The 21,170-nt window shown below is 37.6% G+C and carries 19 protein-coding genes and 1 CRISPR repeat array (1 of these 20 running past the window's edge); of the genes, 17 read left to right on the plus strand and 2 right to left on the minus strand.

Annotated elements, in window-relative coordinates; translation table 11 throughout:
* Window positions 1-16: 16 nt before the first annotated feature.
* The 4 genes from LVD15_RS26905 to LVD15_RS17660 all read left to right on the plus strand — a co-directional run bounded on the left by LVD15_RS26905 (window position 17) and on the right by LVD15_RS17660 (window position 1,683).
* A complete protein-coding gene (locus tag LVD15_RS26905) occupies window positions 17-196 on the plus strand; it encodes a hypothetical protein (protein ID WP_255763294.1) in 180 nt (59 codons plus the stop codon).
* A 15-nt stretch (window positions 197-211) separates the two neighbouring features.
* Window positions 212-751, plus strand: a complete 540-nt coding sequence (locus LVD15_RS17650) for a hypothetical protein (protein WP_233776538.1) — start codon at window positions 212-214, stop codon at window positions 749-751.
* Window positions 752-857: 106 nt separating this feature from the next.
* On the plus strand, window positions 858-1,388 hold the full coding sequence (locus tag LVD15_RS17655; RefSeq protein WP_233776539.1) for an alpha/beta hydrolase: 531 nt from the start codon (window positions 858-860) through the stop codon (window positions 1,386-1,388).
* A 13-nt stretch (window positions 1,389-1,401) separates the two neighbouring features.
* A complete protein-coding gene (locus tag LVD15_RS17660; RefSeq protein WP_233776540.1) occupies window positions 1,402-1,683 on the plus strand; it encodes an alpha/beta hydrolase in 282 nt (93 codons plus the stop codon).
* 33 nt (window positions 1,684-1,716) lie between these two features.
* On the opposite strand, the gene LVD15_RS17665 is transcribed toward LVD15_RS17660, so the two are convergent.
* On the minus strand, window positions 1,717-2,073 hold the full coding sequence (locus tag LVD15_RS17665) for a winged helix-turn-helix transcriptional regulator (protein WP_233776541.1): 357 nt from the start codon (window positions 2,071-2,073) through the stop codon (window positions 1,717-1,719).
* A 162-nt stretch (window positions 2,074-2,235) separates the two neighbouring features.
* On the opposite strand from LVD15_RS17665, the gene LVD15_RS17670 reads away from it, so the two are divergent.
* From LVD15_RS17670 to LVD15_RS17680, 3 genes are all read left to right on the plus strand, one after another.
* Window positions 2,236-4,116: a mucoidy inhibitor MuiA family protein gene (locus LVD15_RS17670; protein ID WP_233776542.1), complete on the plus strand. Its 1,881-nt coding sequence runs from the start codon at window positions 2,236-2,238 to the stop codon at window positions 4,114-4,116.
* Between the two features lie 164 nt (window positions 4,117-4,280).
* Complete coding sequence (locus LVD15_RS17675) at window positions 4,281-5,090, plus strand: hypothetical protein (protein ID WP_233776543.1); 810 nt, start codon at window positions 4,281-4,283, stop codon at window positions 5,088-5,090.
* Window positions 5,091-6,114: 1,024 nt separating this feature from the next.
* On the plus strand, window positions 6,115-6,306 hold the full coding sequence (locus tag LVD15_RS17680) for a hypothetical protein (protein WP_233776544.1): 192 nt from the start codon (window positions 6,115-6,117) through the stop codon (window positions 6,304-6,306).
* 116 nt (window positions 6,307-6,422) lie between these two features.
* On the opposite strand, the gene LVD15_RS17685 is transcribed toward LVD15_RS17680, so the two are convergent.
* Window positions 6,423-8,258 (minus strand): tetratricopeptide repeat protein, encoded by a 1,836-nt coding sequence (locus tag LVD15_RS17685; RefSeq protein ID WP_233776545.1) that lies wholly within the window; start codon window positions 8,256-8,258, stop codon window positions 6,423-6,425.
* A 170-nt stretch (window positions 8,259-8,428) separates the two neighbouring features.
* On the opposite strand from LVD15_RS17685, the gene LVD15_RS17690 reads away from it, so the two are divergent.
* The 10 genes from LVD15_RS17690 (at window position 8,429) to cas2 (ending at window position 19,463) form a co-directional block, all read left to right on the plus strand.
* Window positions 8,429-9,169, plus strand: a complete 741-nt coding sequence (locus tag LVD15_RS17690; protein ID WP_233776546.1) for a LytR/AlgR family response regulator transcription factor — start codon at window positions 8,429-8,431, stop codon at window positions 9,167-9,169.
* A 102-nt stretch (window positions 9,170-9,271) separates the two neighbouring features.
* Window positions 9,272-10,309, plus strand: a complete 1,038-nt coding sequence (locus tag LVD15_RS17695) for a hypothetical protein (protein WP_233776547.1) — start codon at window positions 9,272-9,274, stop codon at window positions 10,307-10,309.
* A gap of 38 nt (window positions 10,310-10,347) precedes the next feature.
* Window positions 10,348-13,167 carry a hypothetical protein gene (locus tag LVD15_RS17700; RefSeq protein WP_233776548.1) on the plus strand — a complete coding sequence of 940 codons (2,820 nt, stop codon included), beginning with the start codon at window positions 10,348-10,350 and terminating at the stop codon, window positions 13,165-13,167.
* A gap of 4 nt (window positions 13,168-13,171) precedes the next feature.
* Window positions 13,172-14,119 (plus strand): type I-D CRISPR-associated protein Cas7/Csc2, encoded by a 948-nt coding sequence (gene cas7d, locus LVD15_RS17705; protein ID WP_233776549.1) that lies wholly within the window; start codon window positions 13,172-13,174, stop codon window positions 14,117-14,119.
* Complete coding sequence (gene cas5d / locus LVD15_RS17710) at window positions 14,119-14,787, plus strand: type I-D CRISPR-associated protein Cas5/Csc1 (RefSeq protein ID WP_233776550.1); 669 nt, start codon at window positions 14,119-14,121, stop codon at window positions 14,785-14,787. The genes cas7d and cas5d overlap by 1 nt, the downstream gene beginning before the upstream one ends.
* Entirely contained in the window at window positions 14,780-16,822 is a 2,043-nt protein-coding gene (gene cas3, locus LVD15_RS17715; protein ID WP_233776551.1) for a type I-D CRISPR-associated helicase Cas3', read from the plus strand. Before cas5d ends, cas3 begins: the two co-directional genes overlap by 8 nt.
* A gap of 70 nt (window positions 16,823-16,892) precedes the next feature.
* Window positions 16,893-17,660 (plus strand): CRISPR-associated endoribonuclease Cas6, encoded by a 768-nt coding sequence (cas6, locus tag LVD15_RS17720; RefSeq protein WP_233776552.1) that lies wholly within the window; start codon window positions 16,893-16,895, stop codon window positions 17,658-17,660.
* A gap of 11 nt (window positions 17,661-17,671) precedes the next feature.
* Window positions 17,672-18,172, plus strand: coding sequence for a CRISPR-associated protein Cas4 (gene cas4, locus LVD15_RS17725; protein ID WP_233776553.1), 501 nt, complete (start codon window positions 17,672-17,674; stop codon window positions 18,170-18,172).
* A 21-nt stretch (window positions 18,173-18,193) separates the two neighbouring features.
* Window positions 18,194-19,198 carry a type I-B CRISPR-associated endonuclease Cas1b gene (cas1b, locus tag LVD15_RS17730; RefSeq protein ID WP_233776554.1) on the plus strand — a complete coding sequence of 335 codons (1,005 nt, stop codon included), beginning with the start codon at window positions 18,194-18,196 and terminating at the stop codon, window positions 19,196-19,198.
* A 4-nt stretch (window positions 19,199-19,202) separates the two neighbouring features.
* The gene (gene cas2 / locus LVD15_RS17735) at window positions 19,203-19,463 is read left to right on the plus strand and encodes a CRISPR-associated endonuclease Cas2 (RefSeq protein WP_233776555.1); all 261 of its coding nucleotides are present in this window, start codon (window positions 19,203-19,205) and stop codon (window positions 19,461-19,463) included.
* A gap of 204 nt (window positions 19,464-19,667) precedes the next feature.
* Window positions 19,668-21,170: a CRISPR direct-repeat array (repeat unit 30 nt; unit sequence GCCCTAATCGCACCTAAGAGGAATTGAAAT) (it continues 1,091 nt past the right edge of the window).

Genomic DNA, 21,170 nt, shown 5'->3' on the forward strand with positions numbered 1-21,170 from the left:
CACTTGTATTAATGTTTTGAAAAAGCTTAAGGGAGAGAATTTCTTTAAAAACATAACAGGTGAGGAGGTGTTTTTAACTTTCACCGTTTCTGATTATGAGTTTGAAAATAAGGAAGTTGAGGATATTATTATTCAATTAAACGATAATGATTATCAAACGGAATATCTGGAATGGATGAAAAGTTGGGCAGATTAATATTTAAGTGGCGGAATGGATCAAAATGAATTTGCAGTAATACACAAAAAGACCTCTGAGCTTTTGGTAGCGGCCTTAGAGCGGTATAACCAAAATGCATGTCAATGTGCGTACCCAAGATTTCAGCAGCTCATTGGGATTGACTGTACTGAAACAGGTGATGCCTTTCACTGCTATGATACAGAATTGCTCATTAATCTTTCAAAAAAGTACTTTAATATAGGTGTGAGTAATCTTAATAATGAAAATGCCAATGAGAAATGGACTTGTAAAAAATGCCAATCGGTTTATGAATATGGGTGGCAAGATTTCAGCATAGCTGTAGAAAGGCAAAAATTAGAGTTGGTAGAGTTAAAGGCGAAGCCAATAGGGAAGGAGGCCAGTAAGCCCATTCCACTTTATTTAGGCCTGGCAGGACATACCTATCCTCCAAGAACAGAAATAGATCAGGTGAGCTTTGAAGAGTTTGAGAGCTATTTAATGGAGAAGGATAGAAGCGCTTTATGGAAATGTTTAGGTAATATAAATTGGCTTAGAGGTATAATTAAAAAATGATTAATTATAAGAGGTTATGCTTAATTGATGTAGATTTTAGTTTCGTAAACTACCTTTTAATACTTATATAAGGACGTACCTTCACTAATTGATCAACCCTGAGTTAATGAAAAAATTAATTTTCTTATTAATAATTGCCGCCTTAGCAGCTAGCTTTAAAAATCAAGACCTGGCAATTAATGATCCTATTCCAAAGCATGATAGCTTAACTATCACCTCAAAATATGTGAATGAAGACAGGGTAGTTAACATTTGGATCCCGCCCAATTATGATGAGTCAAAAGACAGTTATCCGGTGCTGTACATGCCAGACGTTGGCATAAAAGAGGATTTTCCTCATATTGCTAATACTCTTGGTCAGCTATTGGCTCAGAAAAAAATACCACCAGTTATTTTGGTAGGTATTGAAAATACAGAGCGTGGAAGAGATTTAACCGGTTATTCAGAGGCTGAAGATGACGCACAGTATTGCCCGCTCACTGATGGAGCTAAAGATTTTAGAGGTTTTATTGTGGAGGAGCTAATGCCTATGATCAACAAAACCTATAGAACATCTGATAAGAAAGGAATTATAGGAGAATCACTGGCCGGACTCTTTGTTATGGAAACCTTTTTTTACCCAACCCAAAACCTTTGATTTTTATATTGCCATGGATCCTTCACTTTGGTGGAATAACCATTTCTTAGCCAAAAATGCGGATGCCTTATTATCAGATTTTCCTGAAAAGGATATAAAATTATGGTTTACAGGTTCTAATACAGAAAGCATATTTGAGTACACCAGAAGTGTAGAAAAATCCTTAGAAAACAGTGCCCCAGCACAACTAACCTGGAAATACTCAGATGAACCAGGTGAGAAGCATCATACCATTTTTAGAGCTACTAAAGAGAAGGCCTTGTTATGGATTTTGTCTGACCAGAATGCTAACTAATAGAGGAATAGGCTGTCAAATCTTTGACGGAAATCACTTTTCCATAATCTTTTGTTTATGCGCTTTGCCCCAGGCAGTGAGGTGATTGATAATGGTTTGTAATGTTTTACCATGATCAGTTAGGGTGTAAACCACGGTGATAGGTTGCGTATCCATTATGGTGCGGTTGATCAATTTATTGAGCTCCAATTCCTTTAGCTCTTTGCTCAGCATACGATTAGAAATACCATCAATATCATTTAAAATATCAGAAAATCGCCTTTTGGTATAATAGCAGATAGAGGTGAGAATGGGGATTTTCCACTTTCCATTTAGCACATACATGGAGTCTTGTATGGCACGCATTTCTTCCTTATGCTCTTGTTTGAAATCAGCTGCTTCGCACTTCATGGTATTATATTTTTATTTTGTTATTAGGAGGTATAAAGTTACTTAAAATAACTGGAATTGTCAGGCGTTGATTATTAGTTGCGCGATTTATCATGAGCTTAAAAAATTTATAATCCTTTATGGAATTTGGTGTTTTCATGCATCTCACTAAAAAAAAAGATCATGAAATACGTTATACTATTAGTGCTATTGCTGTCTAATCAAGCTTTTTCACAGTCATTTACCGAACGTGAACTTAAAACCCGGATTGATGAAGTAACCATTTATGTTCAGGGTGGGCTGGTAACCCGAACAGGAAAGCTTGAGATTCCATCAGGCAAATCTACTCTAGTTGTTAAGTCTCTTTCTCCGCATATTGATAATAAAAGTGTGCAGGTAAAGGCTACAGGTGATTTTACCATACTATCAGTAAATCATAAGCTTAACCATCTGAACAGACTGAAAAAGGACAAGCAAATTGATAGTCTGAAAGGGCAAGTGGAATCTTTAGAGTTTGAAATATCAATGGCCGAATCTAGGCTTCAGATACTGGCAGAACAGCAAAGCTTGCTTAATGAAAATAAAAAGCTGGGAGGTGAAAATTCAGGTGCATCTTTAACTCAAATTAAACAGGCCATTGATTTTTATGATCGTGAGCTGACCGCAATCAAATCAGAAGAGATTAAGACCAGGCTTAAAATGAGGGAGTTGAATAAAGAAAAAGGCCAAATAGAGCAAGAAATATATAGGGTAGAAGGAAAAGATGAGCTGCCAACCAGCGAAATAGAAATAAGAGTAGATTCTAAAGGCAAGAGTGTAGGAGATTTTAAAATCACTTATTTGGTTTCGAACACCGGTTGGTATCCTAAATATGACGTGAGGGTAACAAGCGTGGCGGAACCAATAGAGCTAAAGTATAAAGCAGATATTTATCAAAATACAGGGGTAAACTGGGAGAATGTAAAACTTAAGCTATCAAATGGAGATCCTAACCAAAGTGGTGTGGCTCCCCAGTTAGAAACATGGTACCTCAATTATGCCCGAAACACTGTTAGAAATAGATCAGCCAATGGAGGAATCAATAGCGCAGTGCGAAATGTTTCCGGTAAGATTTTAAGTGAAAGTGGGGATCCGATTCCTGGAGCCAATATCTTAGTAAAAGGAATGAATATAGGTACTATCTCAGATATAGACGGCAACTACTCATTAACCCTGCCTAATGGGGCTACGCATTTGTCAATATCCTTTGTGGGCTATGCGCCAACAGTGTTACCAATTACATCTGAAAGGATGAATGTAAAGTTGAAAGCCGATGTATCTTCTTTAGAAGAGGTAGTGGTAACTGGTTATGGCATCGAAAGAGCATTGCCAGGACGTGTGGCAGGTATATCTATCCGTGGGAATAACAGTCTGGAGAAAAAGGCGAAGAGTGTAACTACTACCACCATAGAAAACCAAACCACAGTGGAGTTTGAGGTAGATGAGCCTTACTCTGTTAAGTCTAATGGCGAAAAGCTATCGGTAGATTTGAATAGCTTCAATATTGAAACTATATATGAATATTTTGCCGTGCCTAAGCTTGATAAAGATGCTTTTCTGATAGCGCGCATAATTAATTGGGATCAATATAATCTACTTGAAGGTGAAGCCAATCTGTATTTTGAAGATGCTTATGTAGGCCGATCCATTCTTGATGCCCGCTCTTTAGAAGATACCCTAAACATTTCTTTAGGTAGAGACAAAAGCATAGTTATAGGAAGAGAAAAGGTGGATGAGTATTCTAAACGAAGAACCATTGGCAGTAATAAGATTGAAAGCCGCGGGTACCAGATTTTTGCCAGGAATAAAAAATCGAAGAACATTAAATTGACCCTCTTTGATCAAATACCTGTAGCTGTCATTAGCGATATTTCTGTGACGGAAAATAACCTTTCAGGCGGAAAGCTAGACGAAAAAACAGGCGAAGTGACCTGGGAGCTTAACCTGGAGCCACAAGAGCAAAAAGAATTAAAATTAAGCTATGACGTGAAATACCCTAAGTATGAGAAGGTGATTTTGGAGTAAGCAACGCTGAACTGTAACTAAAAACATAAATTTGAACTTAAAGGGGCAAAGGTTAATGGTCTTATAATTGATCCTTGTCTTATTAATGTGGTTTTGTAACTCACCTCATTCATTACTTTTTAAAGGGAGAAGAGGTAGCCGAAACTGATCCTAACTAATAAAACATGGCATTTCAAAACGAAATACTAAAAATACCTATTGAGAAACGTTGCGTTCAAACGCGAGGAGGAAGTTGGAACTTGCCTTTAGAGGATTGTTATTTTGGAGTGCCAGAGAGTGAATTGTTTGGGTGGACGCCACTGCATGAAATTCCTGCTCATACCAAAGGTTTCCATTTTTATTTAGGCAGTGATGGTCATAGTCTTATCCATGAATTTGTGAAATCAGAGTACCCGGAGCAAATAGAAAGATTGTCCATAGGTAATTCTTCTTTTGCCCTTGGCTCTGGGCTGAATTATGAGCATATAGCTAAGGTTCTATCTTCTGCTAAATTCCCTGATTTAAAGGTGTTTCAATTAGGCGTATGGGAGCTTTACCATAATGCTCACGGCTCGTATGGAAACCTGGGCGATGTTACAGAAATATTAAAAAGCATGCCGAATTTAGAGGTGTTATTGCTCGGTGGAGCTTTTACATTGCAGTCGCCCGTTACTTTGGCCAATCTTAAAGATATATCTGTTTTAATAGATGACCCGATAACAGGAACCAACGGAGGTAGTATTGATGACGATACCTTTAATCACCTACAGGAGTCATTCTTCCCTGAATTAACTGAGGCATTCCTTGATCTTGAATGCGATGATAGTAATGAAGATTATAAAATCTCTAAGGCATTAATTTCAGGTGCTAGCTGGCCAAAACTTCAAAAAATTGAGTTTACAGGCCTTTATAACCATGATGAGCAACAAAAAATGAAGAATAGCCAGTTTGTGATTAATAATAACATAAAGGTTTATTTTTCAGATCTTGAGTAGGGGGTATAAAACCCGTTGCCGTTCTTAGCCTTAGGCTACGTACTATCCAATGATCACCAGTGTTTGTGAAAATAATATTGAAGAAATTAGCAATCATTTTAATATTTATAGGGCTTGTAAGCCTATATGTTTATGATCCTGCAATAGAAAGGAAGGTGGCCTTTGATCACTATTCAGTTAAATAGGAATGGAGGCTGTTTAATAATTCATTTTGCAATTCAAGAACCGCGGGGCATTGTTATACCAATGAAACGAACAGGATAAATGCTGAGATGGAATTGTACTTAAAGCTTTTAGAAAATGTAGGAGGCAATGAGCCTGTTAAAATTAAACTGAAATCTGTTATACAAAAGGTATATCGGTTTGATATGGCATATTCTGAATTAACCAAAGCAAAAGAATTTAAAATAGACTCTCTTCAAAAATACAAGCACCAAATCTTCAGAAAGATAATGTTGAAATAAAAATAGCCTTCTTAATTTACCTTTCCCTATCTCGTTGCTATTCTCCTCACCCAACAGACATCACCCAAACCCCTCGGTAAGCATTTCCATTCCGGTAATTCTAGCATTTCATTAAATGCTATTGAAAAAATATTTCTCTTCAATTTGCTCATATTCAGCGATATAAGTTCTTTTTGAAAGTACTTATAGCACGTGCCGCACTGTGCCTTATGTGCCAAAATAACCTACTTACATTTGATTCATCAAGTTCCTGATGGTATTATGACGCCGGACGGATGCATCCTGATTTAGACCTACCCGCGGATAATTAAAAGGTCTATGTAAGCACAGATATAATGAAGAGCTTATCACTTAATCCAGGTATTAGGTAGTGGGCTTATAGAAAAACATTATGTCTACATGTCATGCCTGATATAGAAGCAAATAAGTACGGCCTGGAGGCGCTGTGTTGATTTGCGACTGTATCCTTTTCCTCCTGCCATGGGGAACATGTGAAAAACATGTTTAACCCGGCTTGCCAGGCTCATGAGAGCTTGGCAGAGCCAAAAAAAGTGTAGGAAATGCCTAGATTATTTAATAATGCAGCAGTAATAGTTTTAATATTTGTATGTGCAGTAGCTTGTGAAAGTGAAGATGTAAAACCCATACAAAAAAATGACACTCAGCTATCTGAGTTCAATGGTTCACAATTCTTTGCCGATGATACTGGTGGAGGTGGTGAAGATGAAGAAGATCCTATAATACAGGATTAGTCTAATAGAACGAAAAGGGCTATCTAAAAGCAACTTGTATGTCCGATTGAGGTCTCTCGAAATCTTTATTATTCTCAATAGGAAGAGATTTTAAGTCACAATCATTAACTAAGTTACTACTCTTGAGATAGCCCTTTTTTTATGAATTTTATTTTAAAGTCAGAGGAGCCATTTTCGCCATAACTGTAATCAGCACGAAGTTGCTTTCCAAGCAGTTTTATGATCTCACTACCTTCTCCTTTGCGTTCAGTGTCATTGCTAAAACCATTGCCTTGGTCTTTTATCTCCAATGTTATTTCATTATTGATTTCAGATAGCATAAATTCTAGTGTCAGGTGTCCTTGGTCATTCTTTCCATATTTAATAGCATTAGTAATTACCTCATTTACTATGAGTGCTAACGGATTACATTGTTTTTCATGAATGTTAACTTGCTGCATATTATTGATTATGGTATAGTCGTCCACTTTTAGTCCTACAGCCAGGCATAAGCTTTCGCAGATATGTAATATATAATTATCAAAAGCGATCCATTTACTGTTAGATTGAGTAGGATTTGCGAGTAATCTATATACAGAATTAAGTATATCTACCTGACTTTTGATCTTTTTGAAAGCATTTAGCTCAGCAGTAGTGGTTAATTTCATTTCTTGTAAAATGATGAGGCTACTGAAAATGGAAAGTAAATTATTGGTTCTATGGTTAAGCTCTTTAAACTGAATTTTGGCTTTTTTAGCTTCTCTGGAACGAAACCAGGCATAGAGTAGCATGCAGAATAAAGTAATGAGTATGAAGGTGGCAATCCATCGGTAAGTGGTTTTATCTTGTTTCCGTTGCAGTGCTTCTAATTCAAAAGCCTTTTTCCATTCGTTTACACTAAAAGCAACTTCATATCTGCTTATAAGCTGCTGCTTTTGTTCGGAAATCAGTGAATCTTTTAGTGCTATAAGTAATTCTGCCAGTTCTAATGCTTTCTGTGATTGACCCTGAGCAGAAAAAGCCTTGTATTTTACATCATTAAAATCATAAACTAAGTTAAGAGGTACAGATACGCTACTTAGTATGGAGTCTGCTTGAGAGATATAGAAATCAGTGCTATCGTTATCTCCCGATAATGTATTGAGCCTGATTAGTTCAATGTAATATTTGAAAATTGATACGCTTGAACCATTTGTGTTTCGTAAACTATAAGATAAGTTTAGATAGTGTCTTGCGGAGTCATACTTTTGTAAGGCCATATAACTTAACCCAAGATTGAGCAATGTGGTAGCCTGTCTGGAGCCTTTAGGTTTTAATGCCAGACTCTTTTTGTAATAGAAAATGGCACTATCAGATGCTTCCTCGTCGTGATAATAATTGCCAATGTTGTTATATACTTTGGCTACATGTTGCTTGTCATCGAGTTCATGAGCTATGGTCAGTGATTTTTGAAAATAGGCCAAAGGCGAATTGCTGCCTGAATTTCTAAGTGTAGTGGCTAAAATGTTATAGCCATTCATAAGATCAGGTTTTGATTTGAGCCGCTCTAATATTTTAATGCCTTTGTGAAGGTTTACCATGGCGGAGTCATACAAATCAATTTTTTTATAGGCCAATGCTATATTAATTAACGTCTGAGCATATAGTGTATCCTGGTTATGTTTTTGGTAAATATCAATAGCCTGTAAATAAAGGGGCAGTGCTTCACCATATCGCTGCTGATTAAGAAGAGAACTAGCCAGATTACTAATGCATTTCCCCTGATTTATGGGGTCGTGTTCTCTCTTAGAGGCATTTATACAGGAAAGAAAAGCGGAATCAGCAAGAGTATATTTCTTTTCAAGTAATAAAGCAATTCCTAGTTTTTTTAAGCTGTCGTTAGATAAAGTGTTATCAAGGGTAGGTTTTTCTGTTGGAATTAAATCATTTCCCTGCGTCTCACTAATACAAAAAATAAAGAGGAGCAAGACCATTAAAATGCCTCTTGTTTGGTTTTTAAATGTACAAAATTGGCGTTGCCTATACATGAGAAGTGTTGCTTGATATGCAATATTAATTTAATAATTATATCTTTATATATAGCTTTTGCGCCTTAGAAGGTGATTTTTTGCATTAAGAATACTTTAAAATAGTTGGCTAGGTGATGATGAAAATAATGATAGTTGAAGATAATCCATTGATAGCTTTTAACTTATCTAAAAGCATAAAGCAGTTTGGCGATTACGATATACTCACTTATGATTCCGGAGAAGAGGCTATTAGGAATTTTGATAATGACTCTCCAAATGTGGTTTTTATGGACATCAAATTAGCCGGTGACTTAGACGGAATCAGCACGGCCAATATTCTACAGCAAAAAACCAGAGTGCCTATTGTATTTCTTACTGATTATGCTGATCCTGAAGTGATGAGGCGGGTTTCTTATCTGGAAGTAGTCAACTTTTTGATGAAACCCTTTGATGATGCTCTTATTATAAAAAGCCTTGATAAAGCGCTTTCCATAGTAGAAAATAGCACTGTTTCTACTAAAAAAGTGATGGAAAACACTAATGATCTTTTTATTCATGAGAAGGAGGGGAGGTTCAAAAAATTATCACTTAATGATATTATTTATCTGGAAGCTGATGGTTCTTATTGTACCATACATTGTCTGGAAGAGACAATTTCATCGATACCCAAAAACATGAAGACCATTTATGAGAATGTCATAAAGGCTGCTTCCTCACCCGAGAAATTTGTCAAGGTACATAAATCTTATGTCATTAATACTGACTGCGTAAACTACATTCAGGGAAATCAATTAGTGCTAAAAAATGGCCATAAGGTAGATATAGGAAAGACTTATCGACCTCTGATAAAAGAGATATTTAACATAGTATCTTAAAAACGCGCTTTCACAAAGTAATTCCTGCCTTTCACAAAACAGAATTTTTCCCGCCTTACCGAATACTCATATTGCCTTCATAATTAATGAAATGAAGATAATATGGCTGATCAAAGTTATCCTGTCCAAGTCTGTCTTAAGTTATTGGAAGAGCTGGCTATTAAGCATGGATATAAATTTACTGGAGGAGGTCTCCATAAATTAGTAATAGACGGAAAGATTGAAAATGTAAAGGAGAAATATTTAAAAAATACTTTCTATGAATGTAGGAATGCTGAAAAACTAGATCCTCAAGCTACTAAATCTTTCCGAATTGAAAACATAGATGCCATAGCCAAATCAGCTGGTTATGATGACATGAAGGATTTTCTGAGCAAGCATAACCTTTATGCTTCTTCAGATCCATTTGAGGTTAAACTGAGTAATAAATTACTAACTGACTTTAATCCTAAAGAATCAAATGAATGGCTAGATAAATACATGTTGGGAGCACGGTTTTTACCTGCTTTATTAGGTCTTATTCCTTTGATGATATGGATTTATTTCTCCGCTCTGAAAGATAATGACGGAACTCCAACGCTGTATGTCATAGGCTTGTTCATTTGTGTGGCGCTTGCCTGGGGGCTCAGTGCCTGGCTAGCCACATTAGGTAAAAAGTGGGAAAAGAAAATCTTTTTTGCTGAGGGGCAAAAAGGCTTTCCTACTGCTTATATGATGCTCTATGGTACCACTTCTAAATATTCTGAAGATCAGAAGATAAAGTATAGAGACAAGCTTATCCGGTATTTTGATATTGAAATACCTACCAAATTAGAAGAGCAGGAGAATGAGGCCCTGGCAGTTCAAAAATTAAATCAGGCATCTTATCAGCTTAAAAATGTGGTGAAATCAGTGGTCATTCGTTCGGCTCTAATCCGATATGGTTTTTTAAGAAATCTCATTCCATCTGCCTGGCTGGCCATAATTCTAAGTCTGCCGGCATTAGCGTATGCCTGGTGGCATGCAGATATACTATTGCTTTCAATCTTATCCATCTATGCATTTGCCGCAGCTTGTTACTGCATGTTTTATGAAGACTCTGTGCGGAAATCATCTGAGGCCTATGGCCGATACCTGATTGATGAGTTTATGAGCAGGTAATTTATTCTATACATGATGCTTTACTAAAAGGTTAAAAAATGAAATATCAATTAATAGAAAACTATTTTGAAACCGAGCTTTTTCAAAATGTAGTGCGCGAATATTTTGATACCGTACTGGCTAAGTTAATCGGTCGACACACTACCACTTCAGCCAAAGGGTTGTTTATAGTAAAAGGTAAACAGTGGGCAGATTATTATGATATGCCTTACCATGTACACATTCTTACCGGTCTTATTCCTGCGCTTTTTCTTTATGAAAAGTATATGCAGGAGCGCGGTTATGACACAGATACTGAGGCTGACCTTTATCTGAGGGTGTTCATTTTAGGCTTTACTTTTCATGACTCTAATAAGCTCTTACATGCACAGCAGACTTCTGATCGGTCAGACCTTGAAGTAGGGGTTTCTCAGCTAGATGAGCATGTGGCTGAATTAGCAGTGTATGAATTTTTGCCTTCTTTTGATCAGCATAAAAATAATGTATACTATCTGGCTCTTGCAGCTGAAGATGGTAGCTGGGTGGCATCAGAAGATTATCCTATAACGCTTAATAGAGATGAAATAGCTGGTGTGCAAAGGAAGCTCGCACATTTGGCTGATGGCATTGCTTCTATACAAAATGAAAATCTTGAGAGTATAGAAAGGCTACATGATAGTATTAGTCGCAAGCTTCGAGGCATTCAGGCTATAGTGCCTATGTCTGTTTCCTTTATTAAGGTGAGACATAACCCTTATACTCTATTAAGTCAGAACCTTTTGCAGGTTGCCAGAAAGGTGCTGCTCAAAAATGGTAAAAAGGTGATTTTGGCACTTCGAGAGGGTTTCGTGTTTTGGGGCGAACCCGTAACAGAAGCGGAGTATGCGGCCATAGAAAAGGAATATGAGCAGGGTAGCGTGGAGGATATCAAGTTTGTAGAGCTCACTAATGTTGATGCGCAAAGATGCACTTTCGGCTTCATCGGCTCCGCACCGTTTACTTATGAAGTATTGGATGAAGTGACTGATGTGATGAAGAACCGTTTTCTGGCTTTATCTCCTAATACACCTGCTAAAATTGAAGATTTTGATGCATTTGTAACCTTTAGCAAGCAGCTGGTGGCGGCTTATGGATTGCCGCTAGAATGTAAGGATGACAATGGCCGTTTGTTAATTAATTACTTTGAGACTTTTGATGATGGTGAGGATGAGCTTTTTATGAAAGTTTATAACCTTCATAAAATACAGTGGCTAAATACAAAAGAAAATTCAGAGTGGAATAAAGATTTTAAAAAGTGGACAGAGGAGCAAAGAAAATTGCCCAAAATCATAGTGCTAAAAGACACCGGAGAGGAGGTAAGCACCATACCAGCCTTACTTCAATTCATATCTGATAAGGTAAACAGTACCAATGCTCTGTATAAAACCTATCTCAATTTTATAAAAACATGGTTAGCCATTCGGGAGCAGGATGATGTTGATGAGTATTTGGAAGAGCTTCAGAATAGCATAATTAATCATTTTGAATCTCAGGAAAAGAAAGACTCCGTAAAGCAGCAGATTTTTCTAAAATACTTTGAATGTCCCGGGCATGTAAACCTTCAGTTTTTAAATGATTATTCTCCGGAAGTGCCTATTAAAAAGGAAATGTGCGCATTTACCGGATCGGAGGGTACGGTTCCTTATAAAGCAGTGGTTGCTTTTGGTATGAAAGCCAGAGGGTTTAGTAATCGTACCGTTACTTCACTGAGCAATAAAGCAAGTCACATTTCATCGCTTTTTGCTGAGGAAAATAAGCTCAGAGCCTCCATGTTCTCCACAGGAGATGCTAACCTTATGATTTATCATGATTTTTTCGAAGCTCGCTTAGATATTGATCGTGATATAGTGACTAGCTGTGTGAAGGCTAAAGATGAATTAAGTGTTTTGGAAGATGGCGTTATTCAGTTTGATAAGAATGCTAAATTCCATTATAACCTATATAATCTTGACTTTATAAAATTAGCCCCCAAGGTAGAACCTACCTTTTTTCTTGTAAGAAAGTGTCTGCGGCTAGTGCAGCATATGGGGTTGCGTACCTACATATCAGGTATTATGACTCCTTACACTCCCCATAGGGCCGTTTTTCATTTTGATAATGCTCCTCGTTTTCTAAAACTTTTACAGTGGGATAGCATACGCCTTATTCATGTAGAAGAAGTGCTAGATGAAATGTATTTGGTGTTGCGCTTTGGTAAAGACAGGATAGAAAGCAACCTGTTGAAAATAGCTCAGAGCAGGAGTGCTTACTTTAAACTCTACTACCTCTTAGGGGATGAGGATCAGAATAAAATATTTGACTCACTTCAAAAATTCTATAAAAAATATCCACAAAAATTTAAAGGAATGACAGTAACAGAACAGCTAGTGAAACTGGCAATAAAGATTGATGTTGGTTTCAGAAGTGGTGCAGAAGAAACCTGGATGATTCGCACCGCCATGGAGTATTTGCGGAAATATCACAAACAAGGCAGTACCAGAGAGGATATCATACAAAAAATATGCGGCGAGATTTATCGCAAATTAAGACTGCAAAAGCATGATAATATGGAAGTCATCAAAGACTTCGCTACTGCAGTTTATGATGATCTTTTTATTAATGATTGGAAAGGAAGTATTCCTCCTGTCAATGTAGAAAAAGACTGGATCTACCAGTTCGCCTTTTTATTCAAAGAGCATTCATTAAGTTTCATGAGAGAAAATACAGCTCGAAAAGTATATCAACAACTGGTAGATAAGGATCAGGAGGTAAATGAAGAAAACGTGAAATCTCTTTTGTCTAAAAACAGTCAAAAATATGTACATGAGTACATGGATCTAATTTCAAACCTTAAAAACTAATACTATGAAGACCATATATGATTTAATACCTGAAAAATTTTTTACTACCAGCCTTAAGGATAATGCACTGGGCTCTATCAAGATCGCTGTATTAAGAGAGGTGATTGGTAATGCCATCATCCGTAGCAACTATCCTGATGAGACTATCACCTTTAAACTTTCTGAAATGCGGGATGTAGTGGAAGTGCCAGCGCGAAAGCTGAAAAGCAGAGAAAAACTGTTGGGCTTAAAGTTATGTCGTGAATTTGGGGTAGTAGACAAAGAGCTAAGGTATAATGTAATTAAGAAAAGTCAACAATTGGCTAACCCAAATTCTGTGCTTTTTGGAGATAGCGTTACAGAAAGTGGAGACTCCGTAGCATTAACCAGCCGGGTGATATATGATTGGGCCTATTCACTGAGAGATATTAATCAGATTACCGCTACGCTGCAGCATAATGCCCTAAGTGAAGGCGGCACTATGTGGAATGAGGAGGAAGGCAAGTTAAGGCAATCTCTCTTTCAGGTACAATATGTGAAGCCAGGCACCTACCTGCCTCATTTTATTACCCTGGAAAATATAACGCCAGAGCTTTTTGTGCACCTTTTGTTATGCGTGATGAACGAGACCCGCTACTTTGCTCAAAGCACTACTACCAGTACCGCTAATGTTAAAAATCATATCCTAGGTATTGGCTTTGCGGATTTTGAACAACCCGTTAACAGCTATAGCATCTCTAAAAATTGGAATAATGATGATGTTAACTATGAAACCACTTCAGCCAGCATAGATGCGGCCATGACTAAAGCTTATGGGGAGCAAGGTTATGTGAAAGGAGAGAAGCTCGTCTCTTTGGTTAATGAGCTGTGGCAAGATAAAGAAGGTATGAATGCGCTCTACGCCAAAGCACATGCTGACTGTGAACAATACCTTAAAGATATTCACATAGTGAAGGCCAAAGGAGGTAAGTAATGGAAGCTCAGGTAATAAGGTTATCTCTGATGAGTCATCTCTTCTATTTTACTGAAGTATCAGGAGGAAGTACCTCAGCAGCCGTAACCGGTGATTTTCTGGGAGATTTAGCGCTTAACTATGCTATAAGAAATGCTTTGGGGCAAAGAGATTATACGCATAGGAAAAAGCCAGAGTATGCAGAAATAGCTGATTTTGGCTTCTATTGTACCGTGGCGAGACCTGTTTCTCATCATGATAAAACAGAAGCCTATATTCAAAATACACTTTTTAATGTAGATGGCTACATTGATGTAAAGGCTATTGAAAATTCAGGAAAGTCGCCATTTAAGAACTTCAGACAAGTGCAGGGCATTCGGTTGGGGTCAGAGTTTGAGGCTCTGGTACTTTCTGAAAAGCCCATAGCGTTGCCTCCGGTTATACGTATGGGCAGAGCTTTAGAAACTATGGTAGTAATAGAGAAAGCGGAGGAAAGTAGAACGCAGGATTTTTGGTTAAATGCATTTTCGCTTAAAACCGTTTTTAACAATCTCAATATTGCTACAGCGCTCATGCTGGAGAAGGATAAGGTGAACTTCTCCTTCTTGCTAGAGAATTACAACCTGATCAAGCAAATGAATAAGGAAGACGTTCTGGAAATTTTTAAGCCAGTATTTAATAATGGATAGCTTTAAAATAAATATTAAACCTCAGTATGTAAAGCAAACAGATGAGGTAGAAATGATTAACGGTAATCAATGTGCTTTGCATGAAGTGCAGAAGCGCATAAAACTTGATTTCGGTAAACTTCCTGAATTTACAATCATAACCGCACCTACTGGCACAGGCAAGAGTTATGCCTTTCCGTTCCCTGTTCTTAATGCTAAAAAGGCTAAGCAGGGTATAGGAGGTAGTGCCAGAGTAAGAGGGTTGATTGTTTTGCCCACCAATGCGCTAATCAGGGAGCTTACCGCTAGTTTCACGAAGACCTATCCGCAAATAAAAACCCGGCAGCTTACAGGTTCGGAATTGTCTAAAGAAGGTGTGAAAGGCCATGAAAGATGGAAGAAAGCACTTGAAATAGTGGAAGATAGTGATCTGATCATTACCAATCCGGATATTATCAATTTTGCCATGCATGGAGGCTATCATCAGTTATCTAGAACTAGCCAGACAGGATCTACTCGCTTTTCTCAGTTTATGAGTTTATTGAGTTACATAGTTTTTGATGAATACCATCTGTATGACGAAGCACAGATAGCCAATATTCTCACTATGGTGAAAATTAGAGAAATGTTTTTACCTCATTTCGATCCTGCCAAGTCTACAGGAAGTAGCATTCGTTTTCTTTTTGTTTCAGCCACGCCAGAAGAAGGTTTAAAGCAATTGCTCCAAGAAAATGGCTATGCATTTGAAGAAATTATAGAAGAGATAGTGTCAGACCCAAATGAATCCAGGCCTATACACGGAGAGCTAGAGGTGGAGTTTGTTGATTCTGATGATATGACTCGGTTAATAGAGGAGAAGCTGCCCGAACTAAAAGAAGTGCTGAAAGGGCAGCGGGTATTATTGATTTTAGATCAGCTTCGGCATGTTCAGGAATTGGCGGATTATCTGAAAGGTGAGTTACCAGAGTATGAAATATATCAAAGCACGGGTTATGTGGCTGAGGGTGAGCCGGAGCAGGAATATATCAAAGGGGCTAATCTCATATTGGCTACCAACAAGGCCGAGGTAGGGGTAAATTATGATGTGACCTACTGTATAATGCAGCCAGGGAAGTATTTCCAGAATTTTGTTCAGCGTTTTGGCAGGGTTTCGAGAGGTGATGTAGAGGGTAAGGTGGTCATGTGTACAGATAGAAAGTATTACCGCTTGCAAGAAAAACTAAGTGAATCTAAGGAATGGTCTTACTATGATTTTCTTGCAGTAATGAAAGATGAACTCCAGGGCAGAAAGTTTTATACTGAAAGGGTTCCGCTTTATCTGGGCGAATATTTATGGTGTATTAAAAACAGCATTATCAGATATCAGGATTATGATATTTATAAATACATGACCAGAAAGAAAAATGAGTTGGATAACTATGATGATATATCTAAAGCAAGGTATAACCTGTTTGAATCAATCGATCGAAAGATAAACAGTTTGGTGAAGGAGTCGCTTAAGCTCTCGTCGGTTCCTAGTAATGAAAAAGGATGGAAGTCTCAGAAGTTATATGAGAAATTAGAACAGAGGGCTCCCCGAGCGTGGCAATGGGTCAGCTGGTGGAGAAATTATATTAGCACTTACCTCACCTTTAGAGAAGGTGGCATGGTGGTTAAAATCCATGATCGGGTGCAGCAAAAGGAATTGGAATATTCCTTAGACTGGATACTTCAGCATAAAATAATTGATGACATAGAAGTACTTCAGGAAGAGCCTTATAAAATAATCCGTTATACGGTAAGTAACCTTAAAGAGAGGGATAAAGATTTGCAGTATGAGGTGAGCACTGTTCCTAATCAAGGAATGCATGAGAATAATTTTCTTAGTTATAAAGAGGTTTTTGATCTCAAAAGATCCTTTGAAAGAGCCGCTAAAGGAGTTTATGATAAGCTTAGGCGCGGAGGCACAGAATGCACTCAAATAGAACTGGCTAAGCTAGTGAAATTACTTGCTGTAACTTTTGATAGAAAGCGACTTCACATTGTAGATATTAAATCTGAAGACAGGTTTATATAAAGGCTACATCAACACATTTATTACCATTAAATATTATCGATAATGAGACTTCAAATAACGTTTAGTTTGGGTGAAGGCGAGCCTTTTTTTGCCTGTTAATTACCAATATTATATAAGTAGCTGGATTTATAAATCAATAGCTGCAGGCAACTCAAAATACGCTGAATTTCTTCATGATAAGGGGTATGGAGAACGGAACAAATTCTATAAATTTTTCAATTTCAGTGCTCTAGATATTCGTCCTTATTACTTACATAAAGAGAAAGGCCTATTTGAGCTTTTGGGTAATCATGCTTCTATAGAAATAGGCTTCCTGTTACCAGAGGCAGCTGAGCACTTTATAAATGGCATTAATAAGGCAAATGACACTTTGAATATCTCAAGTTCGGGTTATCAGCTAGCATTAAAAGTAAGTGAAATTAGAGTTGTGCCACCACCTTTAATGATGGGCACAATGACTTATAAGCTCATTTCTCCATGTTGTGTTACTCGTCCTGCCCATGACGGTGAAAGATACACCCAATTCTTAGCACCTCAAGATAAAGCCTTTAAAGAGAAGTTAATGAATAACCTCAAACTGAGGCATAAGAAGGCAGCCGAAGTTTTGAGTTTGGTAGGTGACTCCAGTTCGCAGGAGCCAGACATTAACATCGAAATAATAAAGGGGAATCATAGATCTAAACTCATATCTGTTAAACAAATCGATGGTAAAAATATAAAAATAAGAGGCTGGCTTTTTAGTTGTAATGTTAGCGCCAGTACAGAGGTGCAAGAGCTGATATGGAGCACTGGCTTGGGAGAGAAAGGGAGTATGGGTTTTGGTATGGTGACCGTGTAAACTATATCTAAATGATAATTACGGCTACGCATATCAACTACTATCATATTTGCCATCGTAAATTATGGCTTTTTAGTAGAGGAATACAGATGGAGCATACTTCTGAAGTGGTGGAAGAGGCAAAGCTTATTCATGAGAGTAGCTATCCGCAAAGATCTTCAAAATATACAGAACTGGATTTGGGTGTAGCTAAAATTGACTTTTATGATGAGAAGAATAAGGTGGTTCATGAAATAAAAAAGAGCCGAAAAATGGAGACTGCTCATCAGTGGCAGGTGAAATATTACCTGTTATTATTACGTAGAGCAGGAGTGCCAGAGGCTACAGCTATTCTGGAATACCCTACCTTAAAGAAGACTATGGAAGTGTTTCTTTCTGATGATGATGCCCATTATTTAGAAGAAGTAGAGCAGGAAATAGAACAAATTACCCGTCAGGAGAAGGTTCCTGAGAAGATAAATAAGTCCTTTTGTAAAAAGTGTAGTTATTATGATCTGTGCTGGGTAGAGTAATGAGTATTAATTTTAAAATAGATGAAAAAGACATACTATCTTTTTAATCCCGGCAGACTCAGTAGAAAAGATAATACGCTGAAGTTTACTCCGGTAGATGATGACGGGAAAGAGTTAATGCCTAAATATATTCCTGTAGAAAATGTTTCGGATCTATACCTATATGGCAGTTTAGATGCTAATTCCGCATTGTATAACTTTTTAGGGAAGAGCAGAATAAACGTCCATTTTTTCGATTACTATGAGCATTATACAGGTAGCTTTTATGCCAAAGAATATTTGCAGGCAGGCAAGTTACAGGTTGAGCAAACCCGGCATTACTTATCTGATAAAAACCGTCTCGAAATAGCCAGGCCGCTAATCAAAGGAGCTGCGCATAATATGCTTCGTAATTTGAAGTATTATAAGAATAGAGGTAAAAATACTACTCCGGCTATTGATACTATAGAGCAGTGGATCTCAGATATTGATCAAAGTCAGGCGATAGATCAGTTAATGGGTATTGAAGGGAATATCAGACAGTGCTACTATATTGGTATTGATGAGATTTTGAAAGATTTGAAAATGGAGGGCAGGAGTAAGCAACCTCCAAAAAATGAAGTCAATAGTCTGATCAGTTTTGGCAATATGATTTGCTACACCATTTGTCTTGATCAGATTTATCATACGCAGTTAAACCCTACCATCAGCTTTTTACATGAACCAGGGGCTCGTAGGTTTAGTTTAGCCTTAGATATTGCAGAAATATTTAAGCCATTGTTAGTCGATAGGGTCATTTTCTCACTTTTGAATAAACAGCAGCTCAAGGCTGATGATTTTCATGATGGTACGGGTAGAATTACCCTGAAGGAAAAAGGCAAGAAGGTTTTCTTAAAAGCCTGGGAAGACCGGCTTAACCAGACCATAAAACACCGCAGTTTGGGGAGGCATGTAAGTTATAAGCATCTTATTAAACTAGAATGCTACAAGCTTTGTAATCATTTAATTGGAGCGAAGGAGTATCAACCTTTTAAGGCCTGGTGGTAAAATTATGTATGTTATTTTAGTATATGATATGAACCAAAAGCGAGTAGCGAAGATGTTGAAACTGTGCCGACGCTATTTGCATTGGATCCAAAATTCTGTATTTGAAGGCGAGCTTACAGGAGTTCAGCTGAAATCATTAAAAATAGAGGCCAAAGAAATTATGAGGGGTGATGATAGCCTGATAATTTTTAAAAGTAAAGATGAAAGATGGCTGGAAAAAGAGGTGGTGGGAGATGAAAAAAATAAGATTGATAACTTCTTATAGTCGTCGGTCTCATGATGATGGAGTGGAGTGATTGAATGTTTTAGTGTTTTGTTTTGTAATTGTTTGATTTTTAGTTATTTACAGTGTCGTCGATCTCCAGGGTAAATTATACTATCGGGGGTCGACGACATTTTTGTAAAAAAAGTTATTTGAAATGTTGTTTTAAACGCCATTTAGCCTGTTTTTTATATTAAAACTGGCGGGGCCCTAATCGCACCTAAGAGGAATTGAAATTCTCTTAACCCTCCTGCCTTCCAGCAAGGTAAATAAGCCCTAATCGCACCTAAGAGGAATTGAAATTATAAAAATATGTATTGTCTTCAGCTTCAGAATAGAGCCCTAATCGCACCTAAGAGGAATTGAAATTGGCTCAAAGTGGTACTACTTCCCTGTAAAGGGTAAGCCCTAATCGCACCTAAGAGGAATTGAAATATTTGGAAGGTCGCCACCCCTTTATACGGGATAATGCCCTAATCGCACCTAAGAGGAATTGAAATAGCATATTATTTTTATTGTTCATTTTTTAAAATCCAAGCCCTAATCGCACCTAAGAGGAATTGAAATATTATATCACCAATTTTCGTAGCGTTAAGGAGTTGCCCTAATCGCACCTAAGAGGAATTGAAATTAACAGAGCTGACATTTATAAACACATCTAAATAAAGCCCTAATCGCACCTAAGAGGAATTGAAATTTGTTCCTCCGGTGCAGTGTTGAATATTTCTAAAGGCCCTAATCGCACCTAAGAGGAATTGAAATGAAGATTGGGAAGAAGTGATAGAGGACTGGGAAGAAGCCCTAATCGCACCTAAGAGGAATTGAAATTTCTCTTTTCCGGCCTCATATCTTTCTTTTTTCTCATGCCCTAATCGCACCTAAGAGGAATTGAAATTGTATGGCAGCAGCGTAGTTATTACTTACGGAGGAGCCCTAATCGCACCTAAGAGGAATTGAAATTGGCGTATTCTGTTGCGCATTGAACAGAACAAACAGACGCCCTAATCGCACCTAAGAGGAATTGAAATCAGTGGAATGCATACCAGGTACACGGCAGAAAGTTGGAGCCCTAATCGCACCTAAGAGGAATTGAAATCTTGGAATACACTATTAACAGCATTAGGGGTATGAGCCCTAATCGCACCTAAGAGGAATTGAAATGCTAATTATAGCTACTATTAAGAAAGATAAGGCTAAGCCCTAATCGCACCTAAGAGGAATTGAAATTGTGATCGTTTGGGGATGGTGTAGCAGAACATGCCAGCGCCCTAATCGCACCTAAGAGGAATTGAAATTTACTTTTTAATATCCTACTACTTCAGTAATTATCTGCCCTAATCGCACCTAAGAGGAATTGAAATGTCTATGAAATTTGTCATTTCTAAAGTGTCTAAATGCCCTAATCGCACCTAAGAGGAATTGAAATTGATATAGCCTTATTTCCTTTTACGTGTCTCCTGGGCCCTAATCGCACCTAAGAGGAATTGAAATAACCAATTACAACAATCGCTCAGTGCCACATTTGCCCTAATCGCACCTAAGAGGAATTGAAATATTTTGACCTTCTTTTTTTTTGCTTTGGTTTTTCTTGCCCTAATCGCACCTAAGAGGAATTGAAATGAGTGCCATCCACCGTGCCGCCTGGTGTATCCATGTGCCCTAATCGCACCTAAGAGGAATTGAAATTACTAGAGAGAATAACAAAAACAC

This window comes from Fulvivirga maritima, from assembly GCF_021389955.1.
Classification (GTDB): domain Bacteria; phylum Bacteroidota; class Bacteroidia; order Cytophagales; family Cyclobacteriaceae; genus Fulvivirga; species Fulvivirga maritima.